15 protein-coding genes and 1 pseudogene are annotated in these 11,979 nt (G+C 52.5%); 6 read left to right on the top strand and 10 right to left on the bottom strand.

The features are described from left to right. Positions 1 to 53: 53 nt before the first annotated feature. The 4 genes from ACXADJ_RS12795 to ACXADJ_RS12810 all read right to left on the bottom strand — a co-directional run bounded on the left by ACXADJ_RS12795 (position 54) and on the right by ACXADJ_RS12810 (position 3,081). A complete protein-coding gene (locus tag ACXADJ_RS12795) occupies positions 54 to 623 on the bottom strand; it encodes a Maf family protein (RefSeq protein ID WP_475066504.1) in 570 nt (189 codons plus the stop codon). Then, positions 620 to 1,096: a rod shape-determining protein MreD gene (mreD, locus tag ACXADJ_RS12800; protein WP_475066506.1), complete on the bottom strand. Its 477-nt coding sequence runs from the start codon at positions 1,094 to 1,096 to the stop codon at positions 620 to 622. Before mreD ends, ACXADJ_RS12795 begins: the two co-directional genes overlap by 4 nt. Beyond that, a complete protein-coding gene (gene mreC, locus ACXADJ_RS12805) occupies positions 1,096 to 1,941 on the bottom strand; it encodes a rod shape-determining protein MreC (protein ID WP_036535254.1) in 846 nt (281 codons plus the stop codon). Before mreC ends, mreD begins: the two co-directional genes overlap by 1 nt. Positions 1,942 to 2,043: 102 nt before the next feature. Continuing rightward, positions 2,044 to 3,081, bottom strand: a complete 1,038-nt coding sequence (locus ACXADJ_RS12810) for a rod shape-determining protein (protein WP_475066508.1) — start codon at positions 3,079 to 3,081, stop codon at positions 2,044 to 2,046. 130 nt (positions 3,082 to 3,211) lie between these two features. Here ACXADJ_RS12810 and gatC point away from each other — a divergent pair, with 130 nt between their 5' ends. The 4 genes from gatC (at position 3,212) to ACXADJ_RS12830 (ending at position 7,858) form a co-directional block, all read left to right on the top strand. Beyond that, a complete protein-coding gene (gene gatC / locus ACXADJ_RS12815) occupies positions 3,212 to 3,499 on the top strand; it encodes an Asp-tRNA(Asn)/Glu-tRNA(Gln) amidotransferase subunit GatC (protein ID WP_028293174.1) in 288 nt (95 codons plus the stop codon). 182 nt (positions 3,500 to 3,681) lie between these two features. Then, complete coding sequence (gene gatA, locus ACXADJ_RS12820) at positions 3,682 to 5,136, top strand: Asp-tRNA(Asn)/Glu-tRNA(Gln) amidotransferase subunit GatA (RefSeq protein WP_475066510.1); 1,455 nt, start codon at positions 3,682 to 3,684, stop codon at positions 5,134 to 5,136. Between the two features lie 11 nt (positions 5,137 to 5,147). Further along, positions 5,148 to 6,611, top strand: a complete 1,464-nt coding sequence (gene gatB / locus ACXADJ_RS12825) for an Asp-tRNA(Asn)/Glu-tRNA(Gln) amidotransferase subunit GatB (RefSeq protein WP_475066512.1) — start codon at positions 5,148 to 5,150, stop codon at positions 6,609 to 6,611. A gap of 236 nt (positions 6,612 to 6,847) precedes the next feature. Continuing rightward, entirely contained in the window at positions 6,848 to 7,858 is a 1,011-nt protein-coding gene (locus ACXADJ_RS12830; RefSeq protein WP_475066514.1) for a hypothetical protein, read from the top strand. Between the two features lie 43 nt (positions 7,859 to 7,901). On the opposite strand, the pseudogene ACXADJ_RS12835 reads toward ACXADJ_RS12830, so the two are convergent. The 6 genes and pseudogenes from ACXADJ_RS12835 to ACXADJ_RS12860 form a co-directional block, all read right to left on the bottom strand. Then, positions 7,902 to 8,054: pseudogene (locus tag ACXADJ_RS12835) on the bottom strand (type II toxin-antitoxin system RelE/ParE family toxin); the annotation flags it as partial. Positions 8,055 to 8,096: 42 nt separating this feature from the next. Next, entirely contained in the window at positions 8,097 to 8,612 is a 516-nt protein-coding gene (locus tag ACXADJ_RS12840; RefSeq protein WP_475066516.1) for a hypothetical protein, read from the bottom strand. 154 nt (positions 8,613 to 8,766) lie between these two features. After that, positions 8,767 to 9,315, bottom strand: coding sequence for a hypothetical protein (locus ACXADJ_RS12845; protein WP_475066518.1), 549 nt, complete (start codon positions 9,313 to 9,315; stop codon positions 8,767 to 8,769). Between the two features lie 202 nt (positions 9,316 to 9,517). After that, positions 9,518 to 9,655: a ribbon-helix-helix domain-containing protein gene (locus tag ACXADJ_RS12850; protein WP_475066520.1), complete on the bottom strand. Its 138-nt coding sequence runs from the start codon at positions 9,653 to 9,655 to the stop codon at positions 9,518 to 9,520. Positions 9,656 to 9,776: 121 nt separating this feature from the next. Beyond that, positions 9,777 to 10,097 carry a nucleotidyltransferase family protein gene (locus ACXADJ_RS12855; protein WP_475066522.1) on the bottom strand — a complete coding sequence of 107 codons (321 nt, stop codon included), beginning with the start codon at positions 10,095 to 10,097 and terminating at the stop codon, positions 9,777 to 9,779. A 19-nt stretch (positions 10,098 to 10,116) separates the two neighbouring features. Beyond that, a complete protein-coding gene (locus ACXADJ_RS12860) occupies positions 10,117 to 10,656 on the bottom strand; it encodes a nucleotidyltransferase substrate binding protein (RefSeq protein ID WP_475066523.1) in 540 nt (179 codons plus the stop codon). Positions 10,657 to 10,817: 161 nt separating this feature from the next. On the opposite strand from ACXADJ_RS12860, the gene ACXADJ_RS12865 reads away from it, so the two are divergent. Next, positions 10,818 to 11,189, top strand: coding sequence for an MbcA/ParS/Xre antitoxin family protein (locus ACXADJ_RS12865; RefSeq protein WP_475066527.1), 372 nt, complete (start codon positions 10,818 to 10,820; stop codon positions 11,187 to 11,189). 2 nt (positions 11,190 to 11,191) lie between these two features. Continuing rightward, positions 11,192 to 11,971, top strand: a complete 780-nt coding sequence (locus tag ACXADJ_RS12870; protein WP_475066529.1) for an RES family NAD+ phosphorylase — start codon at positions 11,192 to 11,194, stop codon at positions 11,969 to 11,971. Positions 11,972 to 11,979 lie beyond the last annotated feature (8 nt).

Below are 11,979 nucleotides of genomic sequence, written 5' to 3' on the forward strand. Positions count from 1 at the left end.
CGGGCACAGGCGCTGACATCCGGGTCTCTGCCTGACAACAGGTTCAGAGTCGCTCAGGACTGCCAGTAGGCGATGCCATGTTGTTCCAACAAGCTGGCGGTTTCTGCCAGCGGCAAGCCCACCACATTGGTGTAGCTGCCTGAAATTTTCTCGACCAGCACGGCGCCACGACCCTGAATGCCATAGCCACCGGCCTTGTCGTCTCCTTCTCCGGTAGCAACATAGCGGGCAATCAGCTCGTCATCCAATTGGCGAAAGGTCACATCCGTAACCACCAATTCACAACTTTCCCGTTCAGCCGACACCACAGCCACCGCAGTCAGTACCTGCTGAGTATGCCCTGATAACTGCTGCAACATAAGCGTGTGATCGGCGCGATCTTGCGGTTTACCAAGAATCGCATCGTTGATGATCACACTGGTATCCGATGCCAGTACCACATCGTCCGGGTTCATTGCCAATACTGTGCGAGCCTTGGTCAGCGCCATGCGCACAACGTAATCCCGCGGCGGCTCATCCGGCTGTGGCGTTTCATCAATGTCGGCCGGTTGAATACGGTGAGGGACGCCAATCTGATCCAGCAGCTCACGCCGACGGGGAGATTGGGAAGCAAGAATCATCATCGGCCAAACCTGTGCATTACTAATCGGGTCAGCGCAAACAGCCATGGCCATACAAACGCCGAACTCAGCGCCGGGCCCCAGATGTCTACCGGATGGGCGAAATCAAACAACACCCGCGCCAGCCAGAAGCGCAATAACTGATGCAGTAACGCCAATACCAGCACCACCGCCAACTGCTGAAACACATTGAAGATTTCCATGCGACGGAAAAACAACTGCACCAGAAAGATATGAATGGCGAGGGTAAAAACATGGGTGCCCAACACGGTCCCCTGCTCGGCATCCATCAGTAGCCCCAATGGTACGGCAAGCCACAAGCCAAAGGTGCTGGGCGCCTGGAACACCAACAGGGTAATGATCACCAGCACCCACAACGGCTGGAACCAGATAATCAGATCCGGCACCGGCAGGTGCTCCATCACAAAGCCGAAGAATATGGCCACCAGGCCGATCAACAAAGCCGCAACAGACATCAGCGCGGAATCCTCCAAAGGTCTTCTGGTGGAACCTGTCCGGCACCCTGACTGAAAATCAGCAACAGCATGCGGCTACGATCCAGATGCGCACTTGGGGTTGCCGTCACGGTGGCAAACATTTCACCGGCGTTGTGCTCTACCTTGTCGACCACTGCGACCGGGTAACCCCGTGGGTAGCGGCCGCCAAGGCCAGAACTCACCAGCAAGTCGCCTTCCTGAATATCGGCGGTGTTGGGCACGTAAATCAGTTCCAGTCGATCCAGCGAGCCAGTACCCGTGGCAATGGCGCGCACACCGTTACGATTAATCTGCACCGGCATGGCGTGGTTGGAGTCGGCAATCATCATCACCCGCGAGGTATGCGGCAGCACATCCACGACCTGCCCCAGCAGGCCGTAGGCATCCAGCACCGGCTGGCCAATAAAGACGCCGTCTTCGCCGCCCTTGTTGATCAGGATTTGCTTGGTGAAAGGGTCCGGGTCAACCGCCACTACGGTGGTGACCAATACCTTGTCGTCGACTTGCTCAGACGCACTGAGCAGCTCGCGCAGCTCGATATTTTCAGCTTCCAACGACGCCAGCCGCTGGGCTTTCAGTTCCAGCACCAGATTACGGGCCGACAGCTGTTTGTTTTCGTCCAGCAGGTCACGACGGGACGTGGTCGACTCGCCCATCCATTCCGCCAATGACGACGGCAACAGCGACAGCTGCTGGGCAGGGTACAGGACATAACCGGACAGGTAGCGGAGTGACTGAACAAAAGGATAGCGTTGGTCAGCCCACATCAGGGCCAACGCCAACAGGCAGATCAGCAAGGTTCGCTGACCCTGATAGGGAGGCATCTGAAATTGCGGTTTGATAACCCAACTCCCACGTTACAGAAGGCAGAGATTAAAAACAGAAAAGCCCTGCCTCGGCAGAAGCAGGGCTGAATACAGTGCGTGTTATTCCAGAGCCAGGATTTCCAGCGATTTTTCAGAGGCTGTTTCGAGGAATTTACCACCACCACGGGCCACACAGGTCAGCGGATCTTCAGCAACCAATACCGGCAAACCGGTTTCTTCGCTCAGCAGCTTGTCGAGATCACGCAGCAGTGCGCCACCACCGGTCAGTACCATGCCGCGCTCGGCAACGTCGGACGCCAGTTCCGGTGGGGATTGCTCCAGCGCGCTCTTGACCGCCTGAACAATCGCCGCCAGAGACTCTTGCAGGGCTTCCAGAATCTCGTTGGAGTTCAGGGTAAAGCTGCGTGGAATACCTTCCGCCAGGTTACGACCACGAACGTCGATCTCGCGAACCTCAGCACCCGGATACGCGGTACCGATTTCCTGCTTGATGCGTTCTGCTGTGGATTCACCGATCAGGCTGCCGTAGTGACGACGAACGTAGGCAACGATGGCCTCGTCGAAACGGTCACCACCCACCTTGATGGATTCGGCGTATACCACACCGCTGAGAGAGATAATGGCGATTTCAGTGGTACCACCACCGATATCCACCACCATGGACCCCCGGGCTTCGTCGACTGGCAGGCCAGCGCCAATAGCCGCCGCCATTGGTTCATGAATCAGGTACGCCTTGCTGGCACCCGCGCCCAGTACGGAATCACGAATGGCCTTACGCTCCACCTTGGTGGCCTGATACGGCACACATACCACCACGCGTGGGCTTGGCGTCAGGAAGCTGGATTCGTGAACCCGCTTGATGAATTCCTGCAACATTTTTTCGGTGACTTCGAAGTCGGCAATCACACCGTCTTTCATTGGGCGGATGGCCTGGATGTTGGCCGGAGTACGACCCAACATACGCTTGGCTTCCATACCAACGGCGGCAACGCTGCGCTGATGTCCCTGAAGTCGAATAGCAACCACCGAAGGCTCGTTGAGGACGATACCCTTTTCTTTCATATAGACCAGGGTATTTGCGGTTCCCAGGTCGATCGATAAATCGCTGGAGAACATGCCTCGAAGTGCTTTGAACATCCTGCCGTATCCTGTGTATATCTGGCGCAAAAAATTGCGCTAACTCTAGCAATGGCAGGGATTTAGAGCAAGGCGCATTTGTGCTAGGCTCGGCTGCTTTGCAACCAAGTCAAAACACTGGAGAACCTGCATGGCTCTGGATCAAGATCAGGTACGGAACATCGCCGAACTGTGCCGTCTGCAAATCGACGAAACCCAAATCGCCGACTATCAGAAGAACCTCAGCAGCATCCTGGATCTGGTCGATCAGCTGTCTGCCGCCGACACCGACGGCGTTGAACCCATGGCTCACCCGCTGGACGCCGTTCAGCGTCTGCGCGCCGATGTGGTTACCGAAGAAAATCAGCGCGAGCATTTCCAGCAGATCGCCCCTGCCACCGACCGCGGCCACTATCTGGTTCCGAGAGTGGTCGAATAAGGCCGGACTGTTAGCGCAGCTAACACTACCAGCGAAAAACAACTGGTGAGCTTATTGGGTTAGCGGCACAGGCAAGAGTTCCCGCCTGTGTAAAGATTTTCACAAAGCGTCCAATTAGCCCCGAATTACTACAGGATTCACGTTGTGATCGCCGCGCGACACAACGAACAGGACTGGCTCCCATGCACAACAAAACCATTGCCGAAATTTCGAGCGATCTGGCTGCTGGCAAATACACCAGCGTTGAGATCACCGAATACCTGCTCGACCGCATCGAACAACTCGATAGCACCTACAACAGCTTCATCACCGTGACCCGTGACGAAGCACTGGCACAAGCCAAAGCCGCCGACGAAGCCCGCGCTGCTGGCAACGCAGGCCCATGGACTGGCGTGCCGATTGCACACAAAGACGTGTTCTGCACCAACGGCGTGCTGACCACTTGTGGCTCGAAAATGCTCAGCAACTTCGTTGCCCCGTATGACTCCACCGTTGCCGCCAACTTCAAGGCCGCCGGTGCGGTGTCACTCGGTAAGCTGAACATGGACGAATTTGCCATGGGCTCGTCCAACGAAAAATCCTTCTACGGCCCAGTGAAAAACCCGTGGGCGCAAGACCACGTACCGGGCGGTTCTTCCGGTGGTTCTGCCGCTGCCGTTGCCGCACGTCTGGTTCCGGGTGCTACCGGCACGGATACCGGTGGCTCTATCCGTCAGCCAGCCTCGTTCTGTGGCGTGACCGGCATCAAGCCGACCTACGGCCGTGTATCCCGCTGGGGCATGATTGCCTACGCTTCCTCGCTGGATCAGGGTGGTCCAATCGCCAAAACCGCCGAAGACGCCGCCATGATGCTTAACGTGATGGCCAGCTTCGACGCCAAGGACTCCACCTGCGTTGACCACGAAATCCCGGACTACACCGCCACCCTGAACAACTCCGTTGAAGGCCTGACCATTGGCCTGCCAAAAGAGTATTTCAGTGACGACGTCAGCGCCGAAATGAAAGACCACATTCGTGCCGCCGTAGCCGAATACGAAAAAATGGGCGCCACCGTTAAAGAGATCAGCCTGCCGAACACTCACCTGGCGATCCCTTCCTACTACGTAATTGCCCCGGCCGAATGTTCCGCCAACCTGTCCCGTATGGACGGCGTGCGCTTTGGCTACCGCTGCGAAGACCCGCAAGACGTGGCCGACCTGTTCAAGCGCTCCCGTGGCGAAGGCTTCGGTGAAGAAGTGAAGCGCCGCATCATGGTCGGTGCCTACACCCTGTCTGCCGGTTTCTACGACGCCTACTACAAGCAAGCCCAGCAGGTACGTCGTCTGGTGAAAAACGACTTCGTTGAAGCCTTCAAGGAAGTTGACGTCATCATGGGCCCAACCGCCCCGACTCCAGCCTTCAAGGCCGGTGAAAAGACCGACGACCCGGTGGCCATGTACCTCGAAGACATCTTCACCATCGCTCTAAACCTGGCCGGTTTGCCGGGCATGTCCATTCCATGTGGCCAGATCGACGGCCTGCCGGTTGGTCTGCAAATCATCGGCAACTACTTCGACGAAGCCCGTCTGCTAAACCTGGGCCATCAATTCCAACAAGTAACCGACTGGCACCAGCAAACGCCAGCGGATCTGGCATAAGGAGCGCAATCATGGAATGGGAAGTTGTAATTGGCCTTGAGATTCACGCTCAGCTGGCCACCAAATCCAAAATTTTCTCTGGCGCTTCCACCCAATACGGTGCCGACGCCAACACCCAGGCCTGCGCCGTCGACCTCGGCCTGCCGGGCGTATTGCCAGTGTTCAACGAAGAAGCCCTGCGCATGGCAGTCAAATTCGGCCTCGCCATCGACGCCGACATTGGCAAGCGCAGCGTGTTCGACCGCAAGAACTACTTCTACCCGGATTCACCGAAGGGCTACCAGACCACCCAGCTGCACTACCCGACCGTTGGCATGGGCCACATCGACATCGAGCTGGACAACGGTGAGACCAAGCGCATCAACGTAACCCGTGCGCACCTGGAAGAAGATGCTGGTAAATCCGTGCACGAAGGCTTTGACGGCATGTCCGGCATCGACCTGAACCGTGCCGGTACCCCGCTGGTAGAAATCGTCTCCGAACCGGAACTGCGTACCGCCAAGGAAGCCGCCGCCTACTTCAAGAAGATGCACAGCATCGTCACCTATCTGGGCATTTGTGACGGCGACCTGTCCCAGGGCTCCATGCGCTGCGACTGTAACGTTTCCCTGCGTCCGAAAGGCCAGGAAGAATTCGGTACCCGTACCGAAATCAAGAACGTGAACTCCTTCCGTAACGTTGAGCGTGCCATCGAATCCGAAATCGAGCGTCAAATGGACATCCTCGAAGACGGCGGCAAAATCACTCAGGAAACCCGCCTGTACGACGCCGACAAAAACGAAACCCGCTCCATGCGCTCCAAGGAAGTAGAAAACGACTACCGCTACTTCCCGTGCCCGGACCTGCTGCCAGTGATCATCGACGACGACTACATTGAAGCCGTACGTCAGACCCTGCCAGAACTGCCAGACGCCAAACGCGCTCGCTTCGTCGCCGACCACGGCCTCAGCGCCGTCGACGCTGGCGTACTGTCTGCCGACCGCGCGTTAGCTGACTACTTTGAAACCGCCGCCGAACTGGCAGGCGACTACAAACTGGCCGCCAACTGGGTACAAGGCGACGTCTCCGCCACCCTCAACCGTCTGGAAATCAGCATCAGCGAACTGCCAGTGACCGCCGAACAACTCGGCCGCCTGCTGACCCTGATTAAAGACAGCACCCTCAACAACGGCGGCGCCAAGGAAGTCTTCAATGCATTGGTTGAAGGTAAGGGCGACAGCACAGTTGAGTGTGTGGACGCACTGGTCGACAGCATGGGCCTGAAACAGGTGTCCGATACCGGCGCTATCGAAGCCATCGTTGCTGAAGTACTGGCCAACAACCCGAAACTGGTTGAAGGCTATCTCAACACCCCGGTTGAAAAACGTGGCAAAGCCATGGGCCCATTCATCGGCCTCACCCGTAAAGCCGCTGCTGGGGTAAACCCGCAAGTGGTGATGGAAGTACTGAAGAAGAAGCTGGAAGAGTTGGGGTAAGCTTTTAGCTTGTCGGACGTCTGAAGCCAGACGTCCGACGCTTTCAGGCTTTGTCGGCCTTAGAGCGAATCGAAACGCGTAACGTCATTCGCGAATAAATTCGCTCCTACAACGAGCTTCTACCGCGAAGCCGTAGGGTGTAATAGCCGGAGGCGTATTACACCGCTACATTTGATGTATTACGCGTTCCGTTAATACATCCTACGGCACTGAGATACACAACCAAGGGACTGCCTATGATTCAGAAAATTCCTGAAATTTTATTGCCTCAAGACCCGACAATAAAATCCAAGCTCTACACACCTTTCACAACCTTCACTATTTTCTTCGCCATCTACTTCAATGCCGAAACATTGGGAGATATATTTTTATCAGGTGACTGGGAGACCCAAAAGTCAGCATTATCAAATTTAAAAACACGCAGCATCATAGACTGGCTAGAATTCTTCTTAAAAGTAATATCATTTTCCTTAGGAATGCTAACTCTATATGGAGCAGGCCAAGCATTATCCGCCTTAATATGGGGAGGAGCAAATAGAGCTAACATTGCACTAGCCAGAATAACAAATCTAAAAGGCTTTGTGTCTATCGACGAGTACAACAAGCTAGCCAAAAGAGAGAGTGAAACAGCATCAAGAGAAAGAGAATTAACAGAATTAGTTTCGAATTATCACAACTGGTCACCTTTCAAAATAAAACAGCTTAACGAAGAATTAGAAGAACTGAGAGAGTATAAAATTCAAAACAATGACGAAACAATTAGAGTAAATGAAATATCAAATGAGGCCAACTTCCTCAGAGAGAAGCTTAACCTAGCCGAGGAATCACAAAAATCAGCCCAACAAGCATCAGAATTAAACATAAAGTCTTTAACCCATAAACTAACAATAGAACAAGCTAAATCAAAGTACTTCCTATCCGCCAGTCGTACAAACTCCAAGTTAATAAAACAACCTTCAAAAGATTTAAAGTCACTGATTTATCGAGAGAACGCCGTACAAGAACTCTTTGACTTCACCGACAAAAGACCAAACAAAATAACCAGTAACGAAGTAACTGATCAAACAGGTGCGCTAATATCAATCCTGGAAAACTGCAACCTAATAGAAAACGTTTCCTTTCAAACCCAAGACACATTCTTCATATCATTCAAAATATCACCAGGAAAGTGGCACAAAATCAGAACAATTAGAAATGAAATCTCCAATGAACAGATCAGTGAAAAATATAATAGTATTGAAAAATAAATTATTGTGGTTTTCTATTCAGTATCACAGCAAGTAGAACGCATCACCGCTGCCCGGGCAATCGCCTCGAGGTATGGAACACCCGCAAGATTTCAATTTGCTGCAATCCGGAGTTAAGCCGATAAGGAATGATGTAGCGGGTATTGGGAACCACCAGTTCACGAGTGCCATCAATACGGCCGGGGTGGCCAAGGTTCGGGGTGGAGTGTTCATTTTCTGCGTCGTTTCCCTCCCCCCATCATTGAGGAAGTATTTCACAACGGTCAATAAATAAAGATGAAAGCCTTTCCAGTTTCTCAAGTGACAACCCAGAACTCGCTGTAGAATCCACGACTTTACCTACAACTACATTCGGTCCGAGTTTCCTCACCGAGAGGCCGATCATAATACCACCTATACTTTCACTCCAACCACGGAATTTAAAAGCCGCCGAGCTCTCCGAGTTAGTTACTTTCTTCTCAAGAATATAGGGATAGCTACTTTCAAAGGAAATGACATAGCCAGAAAGTAGCTGAGATGTACCTTGACATTTACCGTTAAAGGCCTGACCACATAGCTTACTATCCAAAACATCTGCCCCCATCCGGAAGCTCTCGCCCTGAAAAACCACGTTGTAATAAGCAGCATTATTGAGCAAATCAATATCCGTCACACGGATTTCTTCTTGCCCAGAAAAGTCACACAATACATCACCAGCCAAAGCAGCGTGAAAAAATAACATTTGAGCCAATACAAGCCCAAAAAATTTAATCATTTCCTCATCCTCCTCAAAACCTCAAAAACAGGCTCACGAAAGACCATCATAAAAAGAACAATAAAAAAAATAACTGTCCTTCGTTCCGGCGGAGACTCCAAATAGAAGAATGATATCGCCGCCGCAACAAAAACCAAATAGCCAAAAGCCAGAATCATCTATAGAGTTCCGAACTTTTAATTGAGGATCTTCTCGCAATCTCCTCATTACTTTTATCCAGTTCTGTGTGATTGAAATAAAAAGCCCCCCAAATGGCAACCATCGCCAACCCACCCTTTGTCATCTTCTTGCTTTTCACTACTTTTTTAAACTGATCCAATATACCCAAGCCACTAGCAGTCAGCCCAATAAAGCCTGCATATGAATCGACCATCGAATGAAATCGCTGATCACTTAGTAGCTCTTCAGTTGTTAGAGACCAAATCCCCCACTGAGGGTTTACCTTAGCATCAATAATTAAACCAACAAGAGACTGGGTCAATTTGGGATTTCCAAGGCCGTAAATATTTTCCATTGCCTTGTGCTGATCAATTCGATCCAAATGCCGATACATGATAACGCTTGCCATAGCGCTTACTTCTTTGTCACCGGGATTTCTTCCCAATAGAGTTTTTGGCAATTTTAGAATTTCTGCCAACTGAAATGCTTGTGCTTGTAGATTGCCTTCAAGATGGTATGGCAAAGCGTTATAAGATTTTTGCACAGATCACTCCTTAATCAATGTTTACGGAGCGGCAGATTAATCTATAGATAACCAACGGACCGTGACACCGTTCACTTTGGCGCAATCAGATGCTCACACTTCTCTTTCTAGCAGCCTACTTCCCAAGCGCTTCCTTCACTTGAGCTGCTGTGGCAAATTCGCCGCGATCGGCTTCCTTGATCGCGTCTTGCAGTTCCTGCGACTAACATTCATTCAATTCAACAAAGTCTTTCAACACATTGGACGCCAGCGCATCGCTGGATTGCTGATTGGCAGCAGCCAGCCGATCAAGGCGCTGCTTGAGATCAGAGTCGAGTTGAATGGTCATGGTGGTGGTCATAATGAGCCCTCGCGCAGGAATTGTTCAAAAATAGCACAGTGCCGTAGGGTGTAATAGCCGAAGGCGTATTACACCGCACCAGAGCCAAGATAGGCTACGTATGGCAATGAGTGGATCACACTCAAGCGGCGATGCTTTCCAATGGAATCCCGTTACGAGCCGTTTCCAGAAAGGATTCAGGAGCTGAATTGATGTCGAGGATATCAACTTTCCAGGGCAGTTCGGATTCATCAAACGCCATTGCCAGCTGGGCAAGCAGGCCAAGGTCGAGCGTTTTTCCACCTTCCAGTTCGATGGCCAGATCAAGGTCTGAAAATCGTTTGGCATTGCCGTTGGCACGGCTGCCGTATACCCAAACATGAGCCGCTGCTGGCAGGTGTTGCTTCAGAATCTGCTTGACGGTTTGAAGCTCGGACGAACTGATAGCGAGTTGCTTTTCCATACACCCACTCTTCACAGATCTAGTCCTCAAAGCTGCTGGCGTTCAGGCGGGCCAACAAATGTTCAGACTCTTTCAGAAAGTCCGGAATTTGCTGGAAGACTTCCAAGGCCTTGGCTTCGTTGTAGCTATGACTGGTGATGTTTCTGGCCAGCCGGTATTTGGCCCAGCAGTCCCAACTATTCAACAACAAACCTCGTTCAGCGCCAGTACGAATCAGCTCCTGAAAGCTGTAACCATCAACAGCCGCCGGGTTTGCAGAGGTCATCTCAAGGTGGCGTTTCAGCATTTTGTGAGAAAGATCGTAGGTATATTCAAACCGCTGAATACAGGCATCGCGCACAAATTCATTGGCCGTGCGCTCATACTCATCCATTGCACGTTGCAACGAGGAAATGGCATTGGCAAAGGATTCTGTTTGCAGCATTGGGGTGCCCTTTTGAGTAGTTCGCTTCAGGTTAACCCAGAACACGCTGATATCGCTATAAAACCACGGCATCACTACCTTGAGCGCAGCACCGCCCCAATGTAGGTCGAATAAGCCGAAGGTGCCATCCGACACATGCAACACGTCGGATGGCAGCCGCTTCGCGGCTTTATTCGACCTACCATGGATTATTTTCTCAGCCTAGGAAGAACATAATGAACATTTACAATTCACAATGTGCAAATTGAACACAAAAGCCTAAAATAAGGTGTGTTTAATCACCGCTTGGAGTCGTTATGTCTGCTCAGTCACAGCTTCAACCAGATCCTGCTGCCGTGCTCTGCAAGGCGTTATTTCGGGCTTCCGAGCAGCTGACGCTAAAGCAAGCGGAGTTGGGTCAGGTGATCGGTATCAATCGCAGCAGTGTATCGCGCCTGAAGGATAAAGGGGTGCTGGACCCGGCTTCGAAGCAAGGCGAGCTGGCATTGCTGTTGATTCGGGCTGCCCGTGCCTTGTATGCGCTGGCCGGTGGCGATGGTGCCTGGATCAAGCATTTCATGCGCTCCCCCAACACGGCCACTGGCGGTATTCCAGCGGAACAAATGCAATCCGTACAAGGGTTGATGACGGTGGTCACCTATTTGGATGCCATGCGAGGCAAGATCTGAGCATGACTCACACAGATACGGATATCTGGGCGCAATGTCAGGGTGAAGTGCATATTCGCTCCATCGAAGGACGGTTGTGGCGCTTGGTAGAAAGCCAGGAGCAAGTTGCTACGCTGAACTATGTCGATTCGCTCGACGAGCAAGCGGTACTGGAAGACTTGCTGGAGTCCGCCAAACCACCCGCCCCGCACCAGTACCACCCACTGACCAACGAACCACTGCATTATTTGCTGAAAACCCCATTCCGCTACCCGCCGTTGAAGTGGGGATCGCGATTTGGCCAACAGCACGAGCCCAGCTTGTTTTATGGCGGCTGTTCGGTTGAAGCCACGCTGACAGAATCGGCGTACTACCGTCTGGTGTTTCTGCATGCGATGCCACTGCCGGGGCCATCGGACCGTTTAACCACCGAACACACGCTGTTTTCTGTGTCTTACCGCACCACGGCTGGCGTGTGCTTACAGCAAGTGCCGTTCGATCAATTTCAGGCAGTGCTAACTCACCCCAGCGACTATCGCGCGTCACAGCACACCGGCAGCAGCATGCGCGCTGCTGGGGTTGAGGCATTCGAGTATTTGTCTGCTCGCAGTGCAGCGCCACTGACATGCGTCGCCTTGTTTACCCCTCGGCCGTTTGCTGACAGCAGTCCAGAGTCGATGGAACGCTGGCTGTGTGAAGTCAGCCGCGACAAGGTCACCTTCAAAGCGGTAGGAAACCCTGAGACCGTTCACTTTCCGCTGACGTCCTTTCTGGTTGACGGCATGCTGCCGCAACCGGCTTAGCCAACACA

It is taken from the genome of Oceanobacter sp. ABM4_470 (assembly GCF_056158645.1).

Coding starts and splice junctions, on each gene's coding strand:
- gatC (WP_028293174.1), top strand. CDS start 3,212: ATGGCTCTGGATCAAGATCAGGTACGGAACATCGCCGAACTGTGCCGT.
- ACXADJ_RS12840 (WP_475066516.1), bottom strand. CDS start 8,612: ATGATTAAATTTTTTGGGCTTGTATTGGCTCAAATGTTATTTTTTCAC.
- mreD (WP_475066506.1), bottom strand. CDS start 1,096: ATGTCTGTTGCGGCTTTGTTGATCGGCCTGGTGGCCATATTCTTCGGC.
- gatB (WP_475066512.1), top strand. CDS start 5,148: ATGGAATGGGAAGTTGTAATTGGCCTTGAGATTCACGCTCAGCTGGCC.
- gatA (WP_475066510.1), top strand. CDS start 3,682: ATGCACAACAAAACCATTGCCGAAATTTCGAGCGATCTGGCTGCTGGC.
- ACXADJ_RS12865 (WP_475066527.1), top strand. CDS start 10,818: ATGTCTGCTCAGTCACAGCTTCAACCAGATCCTGCTGCCGTGCTCTGC.
- ACXADJ_RS12855 (WP_475066522.1), bottom strand. CDS start 10,097: ATGGAAAAGCAACTCGCTATCAGTTCGTCCGAGCTTCAAACCGTCAAG.
- ACXADJ_RS12810 (WP_475066508.1), bottom strand. CDS start 3,081: ATGTTCAAAGCACTTCGAGGCATGTTCTCCAGCGATTTATCGATCGAC.
- mreC (WP_036535254.1), bottom strand. CDS start 1,941: ATGCCTCCCTATCAGGGTCAGCGAACCTTGCTGATCTGCCTGTTGGCG.
- ACXADJ_RS12795 (WP_475066504.1), bottom strand. CDS start 623: ATGATGATTCTTGCTTCCCAATCTCCCCGTCGGCGTGAGCTGCTGGAT.
- ACXADJ_RS12870 (WP_475066529.1), top strand. CDS start 11,192: ATGACTCACACAGATACGGATATCTGGGCGCAATGTCAGGGTGAAGTG.
- ACXADJ_RS12850 (WP_475066520.1), bottom strand. CDS start 9,655: ATGACCACCACCATGACCATTCAACTCGACTCTGATCTCAAGCAGCGC.
- ACXADJ_RS12830 (WP_475066514.1), top strand. CDS start 6,848: ATGATTCAGAAAATTCCTGAAATTTTATTGCCTCAAGACCCGACAATA.